The sequence below is a fragment of the Corynebacterium yonathiae genome, assembly GCF_027570195.1.
In the GTDB taxonomy this organism is placed as follows: Bacteria; Actinomycetota; Actinomycetes; order Mycobacteriales; family Mycobacteriaceae; genus Corynebacterium; species Corynebacterium yonathiae.
The window spans coordinates 23,902-46,096 of sequence record NZ_JAKMUZ010000003.1 but is presented as its reverse complement, the minus strand read 5'-3'; the positions used below and the strand labels follow the sequence as shown (position 1 = coordinate 46,096).

Genomic DNA, 22,195 nt, shown 5'->3' with positions numbered 1-22,195 from the left:
TATTGTACGCTACCGGCGGCGTTTAAGACCGTTCGGGTCCGGATTCGGGCCCCGGCTGCTCCGGTTTCTGGGCTTGGAATGATTCGGTGCCCGGCACGGTATAGGTGGTTGTCTCCCGCTGCTGCGGCTGCGCCGGCCACTGGGAACCCGCTGGCCATAGGTCTTCGGCCGGGCGGGTATGCGGCGCATGGCTTTGGGCTGCGTGTCGCGGGTGTTGCTGCGGCGGCTTCGGCCCCAGCTTGGGCGGCAGCTCTGGACGGTTAACGCGCGGGGCAAACGGGGACATCGGCACGCGCGGGATTCGCGGGGCCTTGCGGGCCAAGTGCGTGGCCTTGTGGAAGGAGAAGCGGCCGATGCGCTTGAAAGCGGAGTAGGGGCGGAAATACTGCGGGCGGCGCAGGCGGCGGGCCACGCGCTCGCCTAGCACTACTCCGGCCGCCAGCGCGCCGGAAATGGCCAGTGCCATCGCCATATTGGTAAAGCCGGTAATCATCTGCTCATTAAGCGAGGCGTACATGCCGCGGTAGAGCATGAGGCCTGGCAGCATCGGCGTATAGCCCACGATCATGGTGATAAGCGGCGGGATGCCCCAGCGGCGCGACATCAAGCCGCCGGCCAGGCCGACGACGACGGCAGACAGACCCGAGGCAATCACTGGGCCAACGCCGAAGGGAACCACCACAAAGTAATAGAAAATCATGCCGGCCGCGGCTGTTAGCCCCGACATGGTGACTTCAATCCAGGCTGCGCCACAGGCCAGCGCAAAGGCAGCGGAGCCGGTGCCGCCGAGAAGCACCAGCAGCGGAATCTGGTGGTAGACCGGTGGGGCCAGTGTAGCCAGCGGAGGCAGGTCAAAGCCCAGCGAATCGGCCATCTGAATGCCCACGCCCACGCCGGCGATAATGGCGCCGGTAGATAGCAGTGCTTCAAAGAAGCGGGCGGAGGAGGTTACGGGGGCGCGCGTGATGCCGTCGACAAGCGACTGCACCAAAGTCAGCCCTGCCACCAGTACGATGATACCGGAGGCGATGATCTGTGCTGGCGAGAAATTAATGCCGAATGAGGCCGCCACGTTATACAAAATGGCAGCCGGGAAGACCGCAAAGAAGCCGCCGACCACATTCTGATAGAAGGGCGGCAGGCGAAAATTGGCCAACCAGGCGTTTAAGCCCATGATGAAGGCGGAGACCACAAACGCCACCACGCCGACGAGCAGATCGCCGCCGAGCATCATGGAAATCAGGCCACCCATCGCGCCCCAGCCGAGCATAACCGTGGACGGCTTATAAGGCGCGGGCATGCGGTCAATCTCATCCAAGCGCTGCTCGGCCATGGCCGGCGGCATCTGGCCGGAGTGGATAGAGCGAATGAGCTTATCGACGGCCGCGAGTTTGGAAAAATCCACGCCAATGCTCGGCACCACACGGAAGACGTGCAGGTTTTGGCGCTGTTCGCCGGTGCCAATGGTGGTGTGGATGGTGATGGTATTCATCAAGATATCCACGTGGCAGTAGTGCAGGCCATAGGAAGAGGCCGCCAGGTGCACCTGGGCGCGGGCATCCGAGTTGGCTGTACCGGCGCCGATGAGGATTTCTCCAATGCGAGCGGCGATTTCCATGACACCGGTGACTTGGGCGGCATCATGGAGATTGACCGGAGCGAGTGGGGATGGCGGTGGTGCGGCTTTAGCCGCGTCGATGATGGCTACTTGGCCCGAGGAGGGGCGCAGGCGCTCCCGCATAGCGGACAAAAATGACACGGAAATAACCCTCGAAAAAGCGCTGGGAAAGTGGGATAGATTCTGCCTGAACTTTAGCCCCTGAACCCTCCCGATGCATAGATGGGGGACCGACTTTCCCTTTGGTGCTAGTGCTCGGGTACTATGCAACGAGCGGGATTACTCCCGCGCTGCTGGAGTGGCGCAATTGGTAGCGCAACGCACTTGTAATGCGTAGGTTGCGAGTTCAAGTCTCGTCTCCAGCTCAAAAGGAGGCTGGGTCCTAGAGGGGCCTAGCCTTCGGTGTGTTTTGAGGGGGCGTCGATAAGCCCAAAAAGCCGGTCAACCATGCGCTGGCGATTGGCGGGGGAGAGCTTGCGCTGGTTGAGGTGATCGTGCACCCACAGCCCCGTGCTAAGCAGCATGATGAGCAGGTTATCCTCGTCCGTCGAGGCTGCGGAAGGATCCACCATCCACCGTGCATCCACATCGGCCCATTGGGCAGAAAAATCTGGGTGGGTCTGGGAATGCACGCACATCAAGAGCTGAATGAGCGGGTCGTTTTTGCCCATGGATAGCACCAAGGCGCGGGAGCGCTCGGCCCAGCTAAGTTCGCTGGCTGGGCGGCCGCCAGCGAGGCGCTCGAGCTCGTCTTCCCAGCGCTCAGCACAAAAGCGGTGACAATCTACTAGCAGGTCGTGGCGGGTAGGAAAGTGGTAGATGAGCCCGGACTTGGACATCCCAGTAGCTTGCGCCAAGGCGTCGTAGGTGAGGGCAGAGACATCCTCGGCAGCGATGATATCGAGCGCAGCTTCAAGAGCTGCGGTCTTTTTGTTTGGTCGCGGCATGAGGATCTCCTGATTTGGGGTTATCACGGAAGCACCAAGCGGTTATCGCGGCAAGGAACAAGGCAAAGCAAGCTAGGCCGCCAATGGTGACAAGATAACCGGAATTGTAGGCGCTGGCGGCTGCCGTGTGGGAAGCGGAGTGATGCAGCGCGTCGGTTCCCAGTTCCGCAAGGTGAGGCGGCAGTTCGCGGGCCATGAGTAAGGGCACGAGGGTGCCGGTCAGGGCAATGGAGATCAGGGTGCCAAATTCATAGGAGACCGCCTCTACGCCGGCAGCCATGCCGGTGCGGTGGAGGGGAGCGGCATTGATGATGGCGGTTGAGGATACAGACATGGCAAGGCCCGCGCCTAGTCCGGTAAGGACGAGGGCGACAATGAGTAGGGCAAGCGCTCCGCCCCGGGTTGCTACCAGCAGGGCCATGCCGGTGGCCATAAGTAGAAATCCGCCGCTTATGAGCGGGAGGAATCCCAGCCGATGCAACGTGGCACCGCCCAGGATAGAGGTAGGGATGGCCGATAGCGCCATGGCGGAGATGATGAGGCCGGCCTGGAGGGGTGAGAGGGCGTCGACAAGCTGCAGCTTTTGGGTGCTAAGTAGCTCTAGGCCGGATAGGCCAAACATAGCGCCGCTGGCTGCTAAGGCACCGCCGCTGAAGATGCGGGAGCCAAAGATATCGAAGGTCAGGAGGGGATCTGATAAGCGGGTCTGGCGAAGGGCGAAGGCGAGTGCGCCGCAGATGAATACGGCGGCGGCAGCGACGCTCACCGGCCACGCGTGTGACAGGGATTTAATGGCCAATACCAGGCTGGTAAGAGTGATAAGGGAATAGAGGGACGACGGAAAGTCCCAGTGTTTATGGGGGTTCGGGGCGTTTGGCGGAGCTAGGAGGAAGGTCAACGCGAGGGCAACGGCGACCACGGGGGCGTTGAGTAGAAAGACCGAGCCCCACCAAAAGTGCTCCAAAAAGAAGCCGCCCACGGTGGGGCCGGCCGCCGCGCCGATGACGGCGACAGAACCCCAGATGCCAATGGCCGTGTTGCGTTCTACCTCATCGGGAAAGGTAAGGCGGATAAGCGCAAGGCTTGATGGCATCATGATGGCGGCGCCGCAGCCTAGGAAAGCCCGGCTTAAGACCAGCGTCCAGGCGCTGGGAGAGTAGGCGGCGAGTAGGGAGGCGCCGCCAAAAATGGCCAGACCGATGAGGAACATCCGCCGATGGCCGGTGCGATCACCTAGCGTGCCGGCACCAAGAAGGAGCCCGGAGAGTACCAGCGCATAGGCGTTAATTATCCATAATTGCTGGGTATCGGTGGTATGCAATTGCTGCGATAGCTGCGGCAACGCGGTGTAGAGGATGGAGTTATCCAGCCCAACCATGAGTAACCCCAGAGAGATGACGGCGCAAAAAGACCACCGCTGTGCAGGCGTGGAGGCCGCAGCGGCGGGGCTTTGTGCGCGAGGCGGGTGGATACTCATAGCGCAATAAACAGTACCGAACGGTCGTTACAGTTTGTAGCCGAATATAGGTTAGTATTGCCTTCCTCACAGCTGGGGACACTATGTGAGTGTATAGGAGATAAGTGGACTTTCCTGCGGTGTAAGTAGCACAGTGGTATTAACACCAATTAAGAGTTAAGGATGATTTTTAATGGCACGTAACTATGCAGAACAGCTAGTTGACACCCTGGAAAAGCAGGGTGTCGAGCGCATTTATGGTCTCGTCGGCGACTCCCTGAATCCGATTGTGGATGCAGTTCGTCGCTCTTCCATCGAGTGGATTCACGTCCGTAACGAGGAAGCAGCAGCCTTCGCTGCCGAGGCGGACTCTCTTACCACCGGCAAGCTGGCTGTATGTGCTGCATCCTGCGGACCGGGCAATACCCACCTGATCCAGGGCCTGTACGACGCCCACCGCAATGGCGCCAAGGTTCTGGCACTAGCTTCCCACATTCCTTCCCGTCAGATCGGCTCCAAGTTCTTCCAGGAGACCCACCCAGAGGCAATCTTCCAGGAGTGCTCTGGCTACTGCGAGATGGTCAACTCCGCAGAGCAGGGTGGCGTTGTCTTGCACCACGCCATCCAGTCCACCATGGCAGGCAATGGTGTATCCGTTCTGGTCATCCCGGGTGATGTCTCCATGCAGGAGGCGGACGATGACTCCTTTGTCGAGTCCAAGATCTCTACCGGCCGCCCGGTTGTCTTCCCGGACCCAGCCGAGGCCGCTGCCCTGACCGAGGCCATCAACGAGGCCAAGTCCGTTACCCTTTTCGTTGGTGTCGGCGTTAAGGACGCCCGCGAGCAGGTGCTGAAGCTGGCGGAGAAGATTAAGGCTCCTATCGGCCACGCCCTGGGTGGCAAGATGTACATCCAGTACGAGAACCCATTCGATGTGGGCATGAACGGCCTGCTGGGCTACGGCGCAGCACACGAGGCCACCCACGAGGCTGACTTGCTCATCCTGCTGGGTACCGATTTCCCATATAACGACTTCCTGCCGGACGCCAACGTGGCACAGGTGGATATCAACGGCTCCCACATCGGCCGCCGCACCAAGATTTCTTATCCGGTTACCGGCGACGTAGCCGCTACCATCGAGAACATCCTGCCGCACGTGGATGAGAAGAAGGACCGCTCCTTCTTGGATAAGATGCTCAAGAAGCACTACGGCAAGCTGGAGCACGTCGTTGAGGCTTATACCTCCAACGTGGACAAGCACACCCCGATCCACCCAGAGTACGTTGCTGACCTCATTGACAAGAACGCCGATGAGGACGCCATCTTCACTGTCGATACCGGTATGTGCAACGTGTGGGGCGCTCGCTACATCACCGCCAACGGCAAGCGTGAGCAGATCGGTTCCTTCCGCCACGGCACCATGGCTAATGCCCTGCCGCAGGCACTGGGCGCACAGGCTGCTAACCCGGGGCGCCAGGTCATCACCTTCTCCGGTGATGGCGGACTATCCATGCTGATGGGTGAGCTGCTTACCGTGAAGCTGCACAACCTGCCTATCAAGATGTTTGTGTTCAATAACTCTTCTCTGGGCATGGTGAAGCTGGAGATGCTGGTGCAGGGGCTGCCAGAGCATGAGACTGACCATGAGTCCGTCAACTTTGCCAAGATTGCAGAGGCTTCCGGCATCAAGCACTTCCGCATCGAGGATCCTAAGGAAGCTCCGGAGCAGATTAAGAAGGCGCTGGCTTATAACGGCCCGGCTCTTATCGACGTCGTTACTGACCCCAACGCTCTTTCCCTGCCGCCGACGCTGACCATCGAGCAGCTCATGGGCTTCTCTAAGGCGGCTACCCGTACCGTTCTGGACGGCGGCGTTGGCCAGATGATCACCATGGCCAAGTCCAACCTGCGCAATATCCCGCGCCCGCAGGACTTCTAAAAGGCGCGCCGCGCTAGCTACCACGCCCTTCCTCTTAACAGGGGAGGGGCGTGGTTTTCTTATGTGGCGACTAGGGCGAGCACCCACGTTCACAGGATTCAGGCAGAAACTCTTCAGTAGGCTGGGAAGCAAGCGTGCCATTATGACGTGTTAGAAAATCACAACCTTTAAGGGAGTCTGAGGACAACATGGAAGACAATAAACTCGCCAAGGTTCTTGTCGTCGATGACGAACCCAATATTGTGGAGCTGCTTACCGTATCGTTGAAATTCCAAAACTTCGAGGTATACAGCGCCAATTCTGGTAATGAGGCGCTGCGCGTAGCTCGTGAGGTAAACCCAGATGCCTATATTTTGGACGTCATGATGCCGGGCATGGACGGCTTCGAGCTGCTAGGAAAGCTGCGTCAGGAGGGCCTAGATGGCCCAGTGCTGTATCTGACGGCAAAAGACGGCGTGGACCAGCGCATCCACGGCCTGACCATCGGCGCAGATGACTACGTGACCAAGCCATTTAGCCTGGAAGAGGTCATTACCCGCCTGCGCGTCATCATGCGCCGCGGCGGTGCGGCGGAAGATTCCACCAACGATGCCACCATGAGCTACGCGGATTTGACGCTCAACGATGACACCCATGAGGTCACCAAGGCCGGCGAGCTCATCGAGCTTTCCCCCACCGAGTTCAACCTGCTGCGCTACCTCATGCAGAACAAGGAAGTGGTGCTGTCCAAGTCCAAAATTTTGGATAACGTGTGGCACTACGATTTCGGCGGCGATGGCAACGTGGTCGAGTCCTATATCTCCTACCTGCGCCGCAAGATTGATACAGGCGATACCCAGTTGATCCATACCGTTCGCGGCGTGGGTTATGTACTGCGCACCCCGCGCTCCTAAAGTGCTGTAGTAATGGAAGATTCACAGGAGACCCAGGACCAGGCACCTGCGCCGGCGGCGGCGCGCCCGCAGTCCATGTGGCATGAGGGCCTGGGCCAAGACGAAGGGGAGAACACGTCCTCCAAGCGGCGGATTTTTTCCCAGATTCCGCAAGCAATGCCGCTGCGTACATGGCTGGTCATCCTCCTCGTCGTGGTCTCCGGACTCGGCATTACAGGTTCATCCTTCGCGGTGAATTCCATTATGCGCAATGTGCTCATCAACAATGTTGATGATGAGCTGCGCAGCGCCTCGACCACGTGGGCGCGCGATATCAGCAATGACTTCTTTATCGGTGATCACACTAAGCGGCCGCCTACTGAATACGTGGTGCTGAACTACCTTCCCAATGGCACCATCCGCTATTCGGGGCCGTCTTCGACCACCCCGAACGCGGAGAATATTCCGCTCGGCGGTTATCCCACCACCGTTGGTTCCATCGAGAACAACACCAAATGGCGTGCCCTCGCTTTTGCGGATTCGAATGGCATCATCACGGTCATCGCCAAGGATATGACCCATGAAAAGGAAATTTTGCATGGCCTGGCCATGGTGCAGGTAACCATCGCCGCCATCGCCCTAGCCGCCATTGCGGCCGTGGGTTTCTGGTTTATCCGTAGGGCGTTGCGGCCGCTGCGGGTGGTGGAAAAGACGGCGTCGGAAATCGCGGCAGGCGATCTAGACAAGCGTGTGCCCAAGTGGCCGCTGCACACCGAGGTAGGCCAGTTGGCTGCTGCGCTCAATATCATGCTGGGGCAGCTGCAGCGCTCCGTCGTGCGCGCACAGGAAAAAGAGGAACAGATGCGTCGCTTTGTCGGCGATGCCTCGCATGAGCTGCGCACGCCGCTTACTAGCCTGCGCGGCTATACCGAGCTTTATCGCTCCGGTGCTACCAAGGACGTGGATCTCGTCTTTTCCAAGATCGATGATGAATCCAAGCGTATGTCCCTGCTGGTGGAGGACTTGCTAGCCCTCACCCGCGCCGAGGGCACACGCCTCGACCTTCATCCGGTGGATTTGCTGGAGCTGGCCCTGTCTGTGGGCTCTTCCGCCCGGGCGGCCTTCCCCGGCCGCGAGATTAAGGTAGCCAATGACGCCAAATCTATTCCGGTGGTAAACGGCGATGCCAGCCGCCTCCACCAGGTGCTGCTCAACCTAGTGACCAATGGCATCCGCCACGGCGGCGAGGATGCCACGGTGACGCTGCGCCTGCGCCGCGAGGCCGATGACGTGTTGGTTGATGTCAGCGATGACGGTAAGGGCATGTCTCAGGAAGACGCGGCGCATATCTTCGAGCGTTTTTATCGCGCGGATACTTCGCGCACCCGCGATACCGGCGGCTCCGGTCTGGGCCTGGCCATCGTTCACTCCTTGGTGGAGCAGCACGATGGCAGCATTAGCGTCGACTCCGAGCTTGGCCGCGGCACCACCTTTACGGTGCGCCTGCCCGCGCTTGCCGACGCCCCCTCAGAGTCCTAGTCCTCCCTGAAGCCTTCCTCGTTGCATCCAAGGTGCTGGCGGATGCGGGCAGCAGCCTCATCCATTGCGGCATCGTCGGTAGCATCGGCGTCGAAGGCCTTGGCAAAGTCATACTCTTCCATCTTCTCGGTGGGGAAGAGGTGGATGTGGGTGTGCGGGACATCGAATCCGGCGATGATATAGCCGGTGCGTGGAGTATCAAACGCGGTCTTGATGGCACCGCCGATTTCCAGGGCGACCTCGTTGAGGTGGGCCCAGGTCTGCGGATCCAGGTCGGTCCACTTATCTACTTCCTCGATGGGCACGACCAGGGTGTGGCCGTAGCGCAGCGGCTCGATGGAGAGGAAAGCCACGCAGGTCTCATCGCGGTAGACAAAGCGAGCGGGTAGTTCACCATTAATGATCTTGCTAAATACAGAAGCCATGTGTGCCAGGCTACCCGCTGGTTATGATGGTGGGCATGCGCATTCTCGTAATTGGTTCGGGCGGCCGTGAACACGCCCTTGTCAAGGGCCTGTCCGCCGACCCGAAGAGCACCGAAATCCACGCCGCGCCAGGCAGCGCGGCTATGTCTGATCTCGCCACGGTCCACCCGGAATACTCCCAGGTAGATGACGTGGATCGCATGGTAGAACTGGCCCGGGATATCGCCGCCGATCTCGTCGTCATCGGCCCCGAGGTACCGCTCGTTGCTGGTGTGGCAGATGCCCTGCGCGCCGCCGGCATCGCGGTCTTCGGACCTAACAAGAAAGCAGCCCAGATCGAGGGATCCAAGGCCTTTGCCAAAGACGTCATGGAGGCGGCAGGAGTCAAGACCGCTCGCGCGGAACAGCTACGCCCAGGTGCGGCCGAGGAAGAGATTGAGGCCGCGCTCGACCGCTTCGGCCCGCAGTTCGTGGTCAAAGACGATGGCCTTGCCGGTGGCAAGGGCGTGGTGGTCACCGCGGACCGTGCCGCTGCCCGCGCTCACGTAGACGCCGTCCTTGCCGCCGGCAATCCGGTGCTGCTGGAGTCTTTCCTCGATGGACCTGAAATTTCGCTTTTCTGCTTGGTCGACGGCGAGACCGTCGTCCCGCTGCTGCCAGCTCAAGACCACAAGCGCGCCTATGACAACGACGAAGGCCCCAATACCGGCGGCATGGGTGCGTACACCCCGTTGCCGTGGCTGCCGGAGGAGGGCGTGCAGCGCATCGTGGACGAGGTCTGCGCCCCTGTGGCCAAGGAGATGGTGCGCCGCGGCACCCCATATTCCGGCCTGCTTTATGCCGGCTTGGCGTGGGGCGAAGAGGGCCCGGCCGTAGTCGAGTTCAACTGCCGCTTCGGCGATCCAGAGACCCAGGCCGTGCTTTCCCTTCTCAAGTCGCCACTAGCCGAGGCCCTCCACGCCACCGCGACTGGCACCCTGGCCGAGCTCGCGCCGCTGGAATGGGAGGATGGCTTCGCCGTTATCGTAGTCATGGCGGCCGAAGGCTACCCGGCCTCCCCGCGCAAGGGCGATGCCATCTCCGGAGCTGCGCTGGATGATCCGCAACGCGTCCTGCACGCCGGCACCGTTCACACCGACGGGGCCTACCGCACCGCGGGCGGCCGTGTGCTTAGCGTGCTGGGCAAGGGCTCCACGCTGGCCGAGGCACGTGCCGACGCCTACGCCACCGTCGATGACATCGAGTTTGCGGGCAGCTTGGTGCGCCGGGACATCGGCAAGCGCGCAGAAGACGGTGAGATTTCTCTCTAACCTTTCGCCCTGCGGTGGGGCAGGCATGGAATAATAGCCACGTGGCTGAAAAGAAGAAGATTTCCAACGTCCTGTCCTCCCGCTATGCCTCCGCAGAGCTGTCCAATATTTGGAGCCCGGAGCATAAAATCATCCTGGAGCGCAAGCTCTGGATCGCGGTCATGCGCGCCCAGAAGGATCTGGGCGTAGACATCCCCTCCAAAGCCATCGATGCCTACGAGGCCGTGGTGGAAGACGTGAACCTCGAGTCCATCGCGGAGCGCGAGCGCGTCACCCGCCACGATGTAAAGGCCCGCATTGAGGAGTTCAATGCGCTGGCCGGCTACGAGCACATTCATAAGGGGATGACCAGCCGCGATCTCACCGAGAACGTGGAACAGCTGCAGATCCACACCTCACTGGAGATCATCCGCGATAAGGCCATTGCCGTGGTCTCCCGCATCGGCCGTCACGCCGCCGAATACCAGTCCTTGGTCATGGCCGGCCGTTCCCACAACGTGGCCGCGCAGGCCACCACCCTGGGCAAGCGTTTTGCTACGGCCGGCGATGAGATGCTGCTGGCCATCGAGCGCGTCGAAGACCTTCTTGCGCGCTACCCGCTGCGCGGGATTAAGGGCCCGATGGGCACTTCCCAGGACATGCTCGACCTTATGGGCGGCTCCGAAGACAAACTTGCCTCCCTAGAGACCGCCATTGCGGATTACCTGGGCTTCCACCGCATCTTCAACTCCGTGGGCCAGGTCTACCCACGCTCCCTGGACTTCGATGCCATCTCCGCTCTGGTGGAGCTCGGCGCCGCCCCGTCCTCGTTGGCCACTACCATCCGCCTGATGGCCGGCAACGAGACCGTCACCGAAGGCTTCAAGGAAGGCCAGGTCGGCTCTTCTGCTATGCCGCACAAGATGAACGCCCGCTCCTGCGAGCGCGTCGGCGGCCTGCAGGTCATCCTCCGTGGTTACCTCACCATGGCCGCAGACCTGGCCGGCCAGCAGTGGAACGAAGGCGATGTCTTCTGCTCCGTCGTCCGCCGCGTCGCGCTTCCCGACGCCTTTTTTGCCCTCGACGGCCAATTCGAAACCTTCCTCACCGTCCTCGATGAGTTCGGCGCCTTCCCCGCCATGATCGACCGCGAGCTAGAGCGCTACCTGCCCTTCCTGGCTACCACCCGCATCCTGATGGCGGCCGTGCGTGCCGGCGTAGGGCGCGAGACCGCCCACGAGGTCATCAAGGAAAACGCCGTGGCTGTCGCGCTCAATATGCGCGAAAACGGCGGCGAGCAGGACTTGGTCCAGCGCCTTGCAGCCGATGACCGCCTGCCCATGGACGAGTCCGACCTCGAAGCCGCCCTGGCCGATAAGCACGCCTTCATCGGCGCCGCCGAGTCCCAGGTCAACCAGGTGCTCAACCGCATTAACGCCTTGGTAGGCGAGCACCCCAAGGCCGCCGCCTATACCCCGGGCGAAATTCTCTAGTTCGCATTTTCCGGTTCCCTTCGCATTTCCAGCCCCCTTCGCAATTCGATCAATTAAGCTCCGAATTCCGCGCGGAATTCGGAGCTTAATTGATCGAAACCTACTCGCTACCCCTGGGCGCTAGAATGAAAGCCATGCGTCCTGAGCTTTCTTCATATACCCATCTTGCCTCCGGCAAGGTCCGCGATATCTACGATGTAGACGAGAACACCCTGCTGATGGTGGTCTCTGACCGCATCTCCGCCTACGACCACGCCTTAGAGCCGGCCATCCCGGATAAAGGTCGCGTGCTGACCGCGACCTCGAAGTTCTTCTTCGATTCCATCGATTTTCCCAACCACCTCGCCGGTCCTCTCGATGATGAGCGCATTCCTGCCGAGTGCCTCGGCCGCGCGATGGTTGTAAAAAAGCTGGACATGCTGCCCTTCGAGTGCGTGGCCCGCGGCTTTCTCACCGGTTCCGGTTTGAAGGAGTACAAGGCCAACGGCACCGTGTGCGGCATCGAGCTGCCAGATGGCCTCGTGGAGGCTTCCCGCCTGCCCGGGCCCATCTTCACCCCGGCCACCAAGGCGGAGCAGGGCGAGCACGATGAGAACGTGTCCTTCGACTACGTGGTGGACAAGCTAGGCGCCGAGCGCGCCGAGGAGCTACGCGCGGCCACCTTGCGCATCTATTCCACGGCCGCCGCGCTTGCGGAGGAAAAGGGCATCATCCTCGCCGATACCAAGTTTGAGTTCGGCCTCGATCAAGATGGCACGCTCGTGTTGGCCGATGAGGTCCTCACCCCGGATTCTTCTCGCTACTGGCCTGCAGATTCTTATGTCGAGGGCGAGGTTCAGCCTTCCTTCGACAAGCAGTACGTGCGCAACTGGCTTACTTCCGACGCCTCCGGATGGGACCAAGCCGCAGACGGCACCCCACCCGAGCTTCCTGAAGACGTCGTTTCCGCCACCCGACTGCGCTACATCGAGGCCTACGAGCGGCTGTCCGGCAAGCATTTCGCTGATTTCCTCTCGCCCGAGGACTAACTCCCCGCCGAAGTTCCCGCACCACGGGGTGCCACGCGTACAGTGGGACGGCATGAGCAACGAGAATCTTTCCGCCCCCGTAGCCGCCGTCCACCCCGTGACCCGTTCCTTCCACGGCCGGGAGTTCGTGGATAACTACGAGTGGCTGCGCGATAAGGAATCCCAGGAAACTCTGGATTACCTCAACGCCGAAAATGATTACACCAAGGCGAAGACCGCGCACTTGGAGGAGATGACGGAGAATATCTTCCAGGAGATTAAGTCCCGCATCAAACAGACTGATATGTCCGTGCCCTCCCGCCGCGGCGATTACTGGTACTACGGTCGCACTGAGGAGGGTAAGAGTTATGGCTATTCCTGCCGCCTTCCAGTTGAGGAGGGTTCTGATCCCTGGACAGCCCCGATTATCCCTGAGGAAGGCACCCCAGACGGTGAAGAGATTATCCTCGACGCCAACGCGTTGGCCGAGGGGAAGGACTTCTTCGCGCTCGGTGCTGCCTCCATCTCTGATTCTGGCCGCTACCTGGCCTATTCGGTGGATTTTGCCGGCGATGAGCGCTTTGAGCTCTACATTAAGGACCTAGAGACCGGCGAGCTTCTCGACGACCACCTAGAGGGCATCTTCTATGGCGCTACCTGGGCCGGAGACGGCTTTATTTTCTACACCACCGTCGACGATGCATGGCGTCCCGATACCATTTGGCGCCACAAGGTAGGCACCGCGCAGTCCGAGGACGTGCAGGTGTTTAAGGAAGAAGACGAGCACTTCAACGTCGGCATCGGCAGCGCCCGCTCTGATAAGTACCTCTTCCTTGGCATAAGCTCCAAGGTGACCTCTGAGGTATGGGTGCTCGAAGAGGACAACCCCGAGGGCGAATTCCGCCTGCTGTGGGAGCGTGAATCCGGCGTGGATTACGACGTTGATCACGCCGTCGTCAAGGGCGAGGACTACTGGATAGTCACCCACAATGCTACCGGCCCCAACTTCGAGGTGGGCTATACCAAGGCCGAAGGCGACCTGCCCGCTCTTCGGGATCTGCCCGCGCTCCTGCCTCATAAGGAAACCACCCGTATCGAGGGCGTGGATACTTACCGCGACCAAATTGTGGTGGGTTACCGTCGCGGTGGCATCGGCCGTGCCGCCATCATGCGCATTAATGACGGCTTTGGCGAGTTCGAAGAGCTCAACTTCAATGAGGAGCTCTTCACCGTGTCCGTATCTGGTAACCCGGAGTGGGACGCGCCGGTGCTTCGCGTAAGTTATGTGTCCTTTACCCAGCCCGCGCAGCTTTTCGATTACCGCGTGGATACTGGCGAATACACCCTGCTTAAGGAGCAGGAGGTTCCTGGCGGCTATAACCCGGATGATTATGTTGCTTATCGCCTGTGGACCACGGCTGCCGACGGCACCGACATCCCCGTCTCCATTGTCCACCGCGCCGATCTTGACCGCACCCAGCCGAACCCGACCCTGCTCTACGGCTATGGCTCCTACGAGGTCAGCGTGGATCCGGCTTTCTCCGTTACCCGCCTGTCTCTCATGGATCGCGGCATGATTTTTGCAGTTGCCCATGTGCGCGGAGGCGGCGAGATGGGCCGCACTTGGTACGACGATGGCAAAATGCTCAAGAAAAAGAACACTTTTACCGACTTCATCGACGTCGCCGATGACCTCATCGCCCGCGGCGTGACCACCGCAGACCAAATGGTGGCCGAGGGCGGTTCGGCTGGCGGAATGCTCATGGGTGCTATCGCCAATATGGCCCCTGACCGCTTTACCGCCATCCAAGCCGTTGTTCCGTTCGTGGATCCGCTGACCTCTATCCTTATGCCGGAACTGCCGCTTACCGTGCCTGAGTGGGAGGAATGGGGCGACCCGTACCACAATTCTGAGGTCTATGACTATATGAAGTCCTACTCTCCTTACGAGAATATTGAGGCCAAGGACTACCCAGACATTCTGGCTATTACCTCGCTTAACGACACCCGCGTGCTCTACGTCGAGCCGGCCAAGTGGATTGCCCAGCTGCGGGCGACGGCCACCGGCGGCGAATTCCTGCTCAAGACAGAAATGGCTGCAGGCCACGGCGGAGTGTCCGGCCGTTATGAAAAGTGGCGCCAAAACGCCTTCGAGTATGCGTGGACGATTAATAAGGCCACCGGTCTGGAGAAGTAAAACCCGGATAGGGGGCCAGCGCGCGAATCCTGAATTCCTGTGCGATAATTTTTCTTATGAATGGCCACCTTCTGGTATCTATCTCCAGCATCTTTGATGACACGCGGAAGCAGGCTAGCCGGCTCCTCTCGATCCTTGATCGAGAGGAGATTCCTGTTTCCCTGCTTATTGCCCCGCATATCGACGGCAACTGGCACCTTGCCAAAGACAAAGACACCAAAAGCTGGCTCCGAGACCAAGCCGATGCGGGCCGCATACTCATCCTCAACGGTTTCGATCGCTCGGTGCAGGGACGTCGTGCAGAGTTCGCTAATCTCGACTCCCACGAGGCAAAACTGCGACTCGCGGGTGCTACCCGCCAGATGGCCAAGATCGGCTTCGAGCCCACAATTTTCGCGCCACCGCGCTGGCGCATGTCTCCGGGGACTTTGCAGGTCTTGCCACAATTTCAGTTTGAGGTAGCCGCCTCTACTCGCGGCATTTTGCAGATTAGCTCCGGCAAGTTCCATCAAGCCCGTAACTTGTCCTTTGGCGAGGGCTTTGGCTCAGCTAAGTGGTGGCGCAAGAACATCATCCGCGCGGCGGAGCGTTCCGCACAGCGCGGCAACACCGTCCGCCTGTCCGTATCCGGCCGCAACCTAGATGACCGCAAGGTGATCTATGACTTCGTCAAAGCTGCCGACCGCGCCATCAACGCGGGGGCGACCCCTGCAGATTATGGCGCCTTCCTGCCGAAGTAGTCAGCGCATTCCCTCGCCATAGGCTCTGCCAGCAAACGTGGCGGGGATGGTTGGTGGTGTCTATGTCCGGTAGCACGATTTCGTCCATCTAAAACTCTATTTCCGTCAACGGTGGAGGCGTTATATATGGACGAAATCGTTGAAATCCAAAAATAAGACCCCGCACGCTTGGGATTTACCCAAAAGCGAGCGGGGTCTTCGTCTGTGGGCAGTTAGCGCTGCAGGCTGGTGATGAAGTTCTTTACTTCCTTCGGCAGCATGGCCCAAATGGGAGCTGGGATGGCCTTCTGGAGATTGCCGGTCACAGCCAGGAAGCCGGGGATGGCGACGAGGCCGGCGATAGCCGCGATGGCAGCGGCGATACCGGCGCCGACAGAGCTAGTGCTGGAGTTGGAACCGAAGCCAGGCTTACCGGGCTTTTCTGAGGGCTTGTCCTCTGGCTTATCGGAAGGTTTATCGGAAGGCTTGTCCGCCGGATCATCTGCAAGATCGTCTGGCTGGCCGGCGGAGTCGTCCGTGCCGAGGGTGAAACCGACCTTGACTGGGTCATGGTCAGAAGCGCGGAACGGGGAGTCATCGTAGAAGTCGACGATGTTGTAGTTGCGGCGGGAATACTCGAAGGCGACGGGTTCGTCGGCATTGATGTTCCATACTTGGGCGTCGTCAAGCGTGCCGGTGGCTACCTCGTTTGCCAGCACGTGGTCGAGGGTGCCAAGCAGGCCGGAGAACTGGTAGGAGGTATCGGCGCCATACTTTTCGGCGGGGACGGTAAAGCCATCGTTGCGGAAGACATCGAGCGCGGTCTCGTGGGTATAGGTATTGAAATCGCCCAGGGCGAAAAGCGGCTTATCCTTCCAGTCTTCCTGTTTGTGGAGGGCATCGAGGACGGCCTGTGCCTGCGCGTTGCGCACGTTTGGGTTATTGCCCTGGCCATCGCCGGAATCGGCATCGCCCTTAGCCACCGAGCCCTTGGACTTGAAATGGTTGGCTACGGCAACGAAGGACTCCTCGCCCTCCTTTAGCGGTTGGAATTCCTGGGCGAGGGGCTCGCGAGCAGTGCCGGTGAAGCGATCATCTTGGAAGATGCGGGATTCGCCGACCGGCTTGACCACATCTTTGTGGTAGATAAACGCGGTGCGGATGACATCCGGGGAATCCGGTACGGCCTCCTTAGAGGGGGAAGGAACGAAGGCCCACTTTTCGGATCCTGCGGCCTCGTTGAGCTTTTCCGTTAGATGCTTGAGTGCCTTATCGCGCTGGGCAAAGTCGCCGGTGACGGCGTAGCCATCTTCGATTTCGGAAAGGCCGATGACATCGGCATCGAGGCCGTTGATGGCCGCGACAATCTTGCGTTCCTGGTCTTCGAGTGCGGATTGAGTATAGGCACCGCGGGTCTTACCGCGATTGACGGTGACCTTATTGCCCTCGCGATCGGTGTAGGCACTGCCGCCGAATTCCTCGCCCAGGGAGGTGAAATAGTTCAAAACGTTGAAGGCGCCGATGGTGTATTCGCCCTTGACGTCATCGATGGCGTGCAGCTCAGCCTTGCGGGAGTTCTCCCAAGAGATGGGCAGGTCTGTGCCCTTGGTATTGCCGGTAACCGGGGTGGTGGGCTGGAAGCGCCACTGCTCATGAGAAAAGCCCACGATGACAGGATGCTGGAAAGAGACGGTATCGGTGGTGCGCACGGATTTGATGGTGTGGGCATCATCCTGGGCGATATATGGCAGCGGGGTATTCTGGTCGGTCTTTAAGTAGTCGCGGGTGCGGCCATCGTCCAAGGTGACCAGTTTCTCGGCGTTGTCCTTGGTCAGCTTCTGGATATCGGAATTGGAATCCGTGGAAGGGGAGAAGATATCGGAAGGCTGGCGGAAGGCTTCCTTGCCAGGGGCAAGGCCAATCTCGCCGGACTGATTGAGGGAGTAGTTATTGGTCACGGTGTGCTCGCCTGGCTGGATGAGCATGTGCTCGAAGGGCTCGCGAGCCTCGCTGCCATCGGGAAGCTTGTCTACCTTGAGTGGGGTGACCTTCTCTAGCGGGGTATCGAGCTGCTTGACCTCGGCCGCGGTGATTTGGGTGGAACCGTAGAACTCGGAGACCTTGCCGGTGACCGCGACGGAATCCTCGAGGTCCGGGTACTGGTCGGCCGGCTTATCACCCATGTACACGAAGACGGCCTGGGAGGCATCGGTAGCCTCGGTGCCGGTCCCGCCCGTCTGGATGGTGAAGCCATTAAGGCCGCCCTCACTCCACACGCCGGTGACAACGCCCTCGGTGGCAACGGTCTGGTCCTTGAGCGGGGATTCAGTGCCGGTGCCTTGGATATCCGCGATGGCGGTCACGCCTTCGGGAGCTGGCTGCTCGGGCTCGGCCGGATCCTCAGGCTGAGGGGTGGGGGCCTCATTACCGGTATTAGTCGGGGTGGGAGCGCCAATGGTGAAGTCGGCGGCATTGTCATCGGTATCGGTGCCCTTGTCATCGCGGGAAGCGGACTTAGCATTGGACAGACCCGCAGCAGCGGTGCCTTCCTTGAGGGAAGCGGCGCCATAGCCGATGGCATCGATGGGGGTTCCGGTGGCGTCGGCAAGCTGCACGGAGCCCTTGGAACCGGACATATTGAGGCTGCCCTCGGCATCTGGGGCAGGCAGGGAATCGCCCGCACCATTGCCGGCCGCTCCCTGCACCAAAAAGTAGCCATGTGGGGCGATGGTGCCGGAAAGCTCTACCTTGCCGCCCGTGTTGCCGGAAGCGGAGAAATACTCCACGGTATAGCCGGTCAGGTCAATCGGGGCATCGGTGGGGTTATAGAGCTCGATGAAGTCGTGGGTGAAGGCAGCGCCCTTATTACCACCGCCCCCGTAGACCTCGGAGATGACTGCGGCGGAACCGTCGGTGGCAGCCGTGGCAGTGGGAACGGCAAGGGCGGCAGAGGATAGCGCGGTGGCGAGCGCCAGCGCGCCTAGGCGGCGAGAAGACATAGATTCAACCTTAAAAAGAGAGCGACAGTAAGCGATGTCTATTAATAGAGCGCCGCGCCGGGGCAGGCTGGAGCGCACGCCGGAGTTTGCCAGAGCGTTGTTTGGGGTTCACGTAGAGTTTGCCCAACCGGGGTGAAACCCACACTGCGGGGGTGAGTCTAGGTAAAAGCCGGGGGTGCCAACTAAACTAAGCCGCGCAGACCAAAGCCCCATACAGTAAGGCAAATATTTTCATGGCTCGTGTAGTTGTCAATGTCATGCCCAAGGCGGAGATTCTGGATCCGCAGGGCCAAGCCGTCGTCCGCGCGCTGGGTCGCATCGGGGTATCCGGTGTCAGCGATGTGCGTCAAGGAAAGCGCTTCGAAATCGAGGTCGATGACTCTGTTAGCGCAGAAGACCTAGATAAGGTAGCCGCCACCTTGTTGGCCAATACCGTCATCGAGGATTACGAGGTTGTTGGGCTGGAGGTCAAGTAAGTGACCGCAACAATCGGAGTAATCACTTTCCCCGGAACCCTGGATGATGTGGATGCCGCTCGCGCTGCCCGCACCGCCGGCGCAGAGGCGAAAAGCCTCTGGCACGCAGATGCCGATCTGCACGGCGTGGATGCGGTCGTAGTGCCGGGCGGTTTTTCTTATGGTGACTACCTGCGTTCGGGCGCTATTTCCGCGCTGGCGCCGGTAATGCAGTCCGTTATTGACCGTGCGAAGCAGGGCATGCCGGTGCTTGGCATTTGCAATGGCTTCCAGATTTTGACCGAGGCGGGCCTGTTGCCGGGCGCGCTGACCCGCAATAAGGGCCTGCATTTCCACTGCACCGATACTTACCTCGAGGTGGTCAATTCCACTACCGCGTGGACCAGTGAGTTTGAGCAAGACCAGAAGATTCTGGTGCCGGCCAAACACGGTGAAGGCCGCTTCCAGGCCGGCGATGATGACATTGCCCGCATCGAGGGCGAGGGCCGCGTGGTCTTCCGCTATACCGATAATTACAACGGCTCTGTCAACGGCATTGCCGGTGTCAGCGATGAATCTGGCCGCATTGTGGGCCTCATGCCGCACCCAGAGCACGCCATTGACACGCTGACCGGCCCATCCACCGACGGACTGGGACTTTTCGTATCCGCCATCAAGGCCGTCGCCCAAACGCCGGCGGTTTAAGGAGGCCACTTTAATGACCGTTCATAATGACACCGTAGAAAAGGCACAGTCCACCCCGGATGAGCAGCAGCCCTACGCGGAGCTCGGACTGAAGGATGACGAGTACCAGCGCATCCACGATATTTTGGGCCGCCGCCCTACCGATGCGGAGCTGACCATGTACTCCGTTATGTGGTCCGAGCACTGCTCCTATAAGTCCTCCAAGACGCACCTGCGTTATTTTGGCGAGACCATGACCGAGGAGATGGGGGAGAAGATCCTCGCCGGCATCGGTGAGAACGCCGGCGTGGTGGACATCGGAGACGGCAACGCGGTGACCTTCCGCGTGGAGTCCCACAATCACCCCTCCTATGTGGAGCCGTACCAGGGTGCGGCCACCGGCGTGGGTGGCATCGTGCGCGACATCATGGCGATGGGTGCTCGCCCGATTGCCGTGATGGACCAGCTGCGCTTTGGGCCTGCCGATGCCCCCGATACCAAGCGCGTCCTGCCCGGCGTGGTCTCCGGCATTGGCGGCTACGGCAACTCCCTGGGGCTTCCCAATATTGGCGGTGAGACCGTCTTTGATGAGACCTACGCGGGTAACCCGCTGGTAAACGCGCTGTGCGTGGGCACCCTCAAGGTGGAGGACCTGAAGCTGGCCTTTGCGTCCGGCAAGGGCAATAAGGTCATGCTCTTCGGCTCCCGCACCGGCTTGGACGGTATCGGTGGCGTATCCGTGTTGGCCTCCGATACCTTCGAGGACGGTGCCGAGCGCAAGCTGCCGGCCGTACAGGTAGGCGACCCCTTCGCGGAGAAGGTCCTCATCGAGTGCTGCCTGGACCTCTACCACGCCGGCGTGGTCGTGGGCATCCAGGATCTTGGCGGTGCGGGCTTGGCCTGTGCCACCTCGGAGCTGGCAGCGGCCGGCGATGGCGGCATGGAGGTCAACCTCGATAATGTGCCGCTGCGTGCGAAGGACATGACCGCGGCGGAGATCCTCGCCTCCGAGTCTCAGGAGCGCATGTGCGCCGTTGTGGCCCCGGAGAACGTGGCGAAGTTCCGCGAAATCTGTGAGCACTGGGACGTTACCTGTGCCGAAATCGGCGAGGTCACCGAGGGCAACCACTTGGTCATCCGCCATCGCGGCGAGGTAGTCGTGGATGCCCCGGCCGGCACCATCGCGGATGAGGCCCCGGTGTACGAGCGCCCCTATGCTCGCCCGGAGTGGCAGGACGAGCTGCAGAAGTACCAGGGCACCGACAAGCGCGGCCTGGTTGAGTCCCTGCAGAAGCTCGTGTCCTCCCCGGCGCTGTGCTCGCGCGACTTCATCATGAACCAGTATGACCGCTACGTGCGCGGCAATACCGTCCAGTCCCACCATGCGGATGCCGGTGTGCTGCGCATCGATGAGGAGACCGGCCGCGGCGTGGCCGTTTCTGCCGATGCTTCCGGCCGTTACACCAAGCTGGATCCGAATATGGGCGCCCGCCTCGCGCTGGCGGAGGCTTATCGCAACGTCGCCGTCACCGGTGCGAAGCCCGTCGCGATTACCAACTGCTTGAACTACGGTTCCCCGGAAAACCCGGACGTGATGTGGCAATTCCGCGAGTCGGTGCATGGGCTTGCAGATGCTGCCGTCGAGCTTTCCATCCCCGTTTCCGGCGGTAACGTGTCCTTTTACAACCAAACGGGCAGCGAGCCCATCCTGCCCACCCCGGTGGTCGGCGTGCTGGGCGTTATCGATGACGTCCACAAGGCCATTGGCAACGAGCTGGGCACCGTGGACGAAAAGGAAATACTTATCGCCCTCGGTGAGACCAAGGACGAGTTCGGTGGCTCCATCTGGCAGCAGGTCAGCGCCGATACTTCCGATGCTTCCTCCCTCAATGGCTTGCCGCCGCAGGTGGATATGGCCAACGAGAAGCGCCTGGCTGAGTTCTTCCATGGCAATGAGCTGCTCACCGCCGCGCACGACCTGTCCGAGGGCGGCCTAGCAGTGGCTGCTTTCGAGATGGCTAAGCGCGCTGGTGCGACTGCCGACGGCGCCGGTCTCGGCCTCAACCTGGACCTTTCCGCAGTCCACGAGGACGAGTTCGTCGCCGCCTTCTCCGAGTCCGCCTCCCGTGTGCTCGTGGCCACCACCGCCGACCGCACCGACCAGGTGCTTGCCCGCGCCGGCGAGCTGGGCATCCCAGCCGCCATCGTGGGTGAGACCACCGAAACCGGCGCCCTTACCCTCGGCGGCGAGTCCGTCGCCATCTCCCAGTTGGTCTCCGCCTGGTCCGCCACCCTGCCGGACCTCTTTGACCATGCTGTGGGTGCTAACTCCGTGGTGGAGTAAAAACTCCCGGCGTTGGACACACACAACCAAGCGACAATGCTGAAAGCCCGGCTTCGGCCGGGCTTTTTATGCTCGTTAGGAGCAGGGACAAAGGCTCGGCCTAATAAAGAGCAGTGTCGGGACGAGTTCTTTTCAATCATTTTCCTTTCAAGCAACCTTTCCGTAACGTCACCGGCCTACCGTGGGTGTGTCCCTCTCAAAATATTCACTAC

16 protein-coding genes and 1 tRNA gene are annotated in these 22,195 nt (G+C 60.6%); 12 read left to right on the top strand and 5 right to left on the bottom strand.

The window, feature by feature from the left end:
* Positions 1-22: 22 nt before the first annotated feature.
* A complete protein-coding gene (gene thrE, locus L8V22_RS02190; protein WP_269966383.1) occupies positions 23-1,759 on the bottom strand; it encodes a threonine/serine exporter ThrE in 1,737 nt (578 codons plus the stop codon).
* Between the two features lie 151 nt (positions 1,760-1,910).
* Here thrE and L8V22_RS02185 point away from each other — a divergent pair.
* Positions 1,911-1,983, top strand: a tRNA-Thr gene (locus tag L8V22_RS02185).
* Positions 1,984-2,010: 27 nt separating this feature from the next.
* On the opposite strand, the gene L8V22_RS02180 is transcribed toward L8V22_RS02185, so the two are convergent.
* Positions 2,011-2,565, bottom strand: a complete 555-nt coding sequence (locus L8V22_RS02180; RefSeq protein ID WP_238801995.1) for a TetR/AcrR family transcriptional regulator — start codon at positions 2,563-2,565, stop codon at positions 2,011-2,013.
* Positions 2,531-4,042, bottom strand: coding sequence for an MFS transporter (locus L8V22_RS02175; protein ID WP_238801994.1), 1,512 nt, complete (start codon positions 4,040-4,042; stop codon positions 2,531-2,533). Before L8V22_RS02175 ends, L8V22_RS02180 begins: the two co-directional genes overlap by 35 nt.
* Before the next feature lie 172 nt (positions 4,043-4,214).
* Here L8V22_RS02175 and L8V22_RS02170 point away from each other — a divergent pair, with 172 nt between their 5' ends.
* The 3 genes from L8V22_RS02170 (at position 4,215) to L8V22_RS02160 (ending at position 8,371) form a co-directional block, all read left to right on the top strand.
* The gene (locus L8V22_RS02170) at positions 4,215-5,960 is read left to right on the top strand and encodes a pyruvate dehydrogenase (RefSeq protein ID WP_238801993.1); all 1,746 of its coding nucleotides are present in this window, start codon (positions 4,215-4,217) and stop codon (positions 5,958-5,960) included.
* Between the two features lie 188 nt (positions 5,961-6,148).
* Entirely contained in the window at positions 6,149-6,853 is a 705-nt protein-coding gene (locus tag L8V22_RS02165; RefSeq protein ID WP_238801992.1) for a response regulator transcription factor, read from the top strand.
* A gap of 12 nt (positions 6,854-6,865) precedes the next feature.
* Positions 6,866-8,371, top strand: coding sequence for a sensor histidine kinase (locus L8V22_RS02160; RefSeq protein ID WP_238801991.1), 1,506 nt, complete (start codon positions 6,866-6,868; stop codon positions 8,369-8,371).
* Here the strand turns inward: L8V22_RS02160 and L8V22_RS02155 are convergent.
* Complete coding sequence (locus L8V22_RS02155) at positions 8,368-8,796, bottom strand: HIT family protein (RefSeq protein WP_238801990.1); 429 nt, start codon at positions 8,794-8,796, stop codon at positions 8,368-8,370. The two genes, L8V22_RS02160 and L8V22_RS02155, sit on opposite strands and share 4 nt — an antisense overlap.
* Before the next feature lie 35 nt (positions 8,797-8,831).
* Here L8V22_RS02155 and purD point away from each other — a divergent pair, with 35 nt between their 5' ends.
* The 5 genes from purD (at position 8,832) to L8V22_RS02130 (ending at position 15,522) form a co-directional block, all read left to right on the top strand.
* The gene (purD, locus tag L8V22_RS02150) at positions 8,832-10,106 is read left to right on the top strand and encodes a phosphoribosylamine--glycine ligase (RefSeq protein ID WP_238801989.1); all 1,275 of its coding nucleotides are present in this window, start codon (positions 8,832-8,834) and stop codon (positions 10,104-10,106) included.
* Positions 10,107-10,147: 41 nt separating this feature from the next.
* Entirely contained in the window at positions 10,148-11,578 is a 1,431-nt protein-coding gene (gene purB, locus L8V22_RS02145) for an adenylosuccinate lyase (protein ID WP_023019883.1), read from the top strand.
* A 134-nt stretch (positions 11,579-11,712) separates the two neighbouring features.
* Positions 11,713-12,606 (top strand): phosphoribosylaminoimidazolesuccinocarboxamide synthase, encoded by an 894-nt coding sequence (locus L8V22_RS02140; protein WP_238801988.1) that lies wholly within the window; start codon positions 11,713-11,715, stop codon positions 12,604-12,606.
* 52 nt (positions 12,607-12,658) lie between these two features.
* Entirely contained in the window at positions 12,659-14,782 is a 2,124-nt protein-coding gene (locus L8V22_RS02135) for a S9 family peptidase (protein WP_238801987.1), read from the top strand.
* 56 nt (positions 14,783-14,838) lie between these two features.
* Positions 14,839-15,522 carry a DUF2334 domain-containing protein gene (locus L8V22_RS02130; protein ID WP_238801986.1) on the top strand — a complete coding sequence of 228 codons (684 nt, stop codon included), beginning with the start codon at positions 14,839-14,841 and terminating at the stop codon, positions 15,520-15,522.
* Positions 15,523-15,734: 212 nt separating this feature from the next.
* Here the strand turns inward: L8V22_RS02130 and L8V22_RS02125 are convergent, their stop codons facing one another.
* Entirely contained in the window at positions 15,735-18,500 is a 2,766-nt protein-coding gene (locus tag L8V22_RS02125) for an ExeM/NucH family extracellular endonuclease (protein WP_269966382.1), read from the bottom strand.
* Between the two features lie 233 nt (positions 18,501-18,733).
* Here L8V22_RS02125 and purS point away from each other — a divergent pair, with 233 nt between their 5' ends.
* The 3 genes from purS to purL are packed head-to-tail and all read left to right on the top strand — an operon-like array spanning position 18,734 to position 21,983.
* Entirely contained in the window at positions 18,734-18,976 is a 243-nt protein-coding gene (purS, locus tag L8V22_RS02120) for a phosphoribosylformylglycinamidine synthase subunit PurS (RefSeq protein WP_238801984.1), read from the top strand.
* The gene (gene purQ, locus L8V22_RS02115) at positions 18,977-19,660 is read left to right on the top strand and encodes a phosphoribosylformylglycinamidine synthase subunit PurQ (RefSeq protein ID WP_238801983.1); all 684 of its coding nucleotides are present in this window, start codon (positions 18,977-18,979) and stop codon (positions 19,658-19,660) included.
* A gap of 13 nt (positions 19,661-19,673) precedes the next feature.
* Positions 19,674-21,983 carry a phosphoribosylformylglycinamidine synthase subunit PurL gene (purL, locus tag L8V22_RS02110; protein ID WP_238801982.1) on the top strand — a complete coding sequence of 770 codons (2,310 nt, stop codon included), beginning with the start codon at positions 19,674-19,676 and terminating at the stop codon, positions 21,981-21,983.
* The last annotated feature ends 212 nt before the right edge of the window (positions 21,984-22,195 follow it).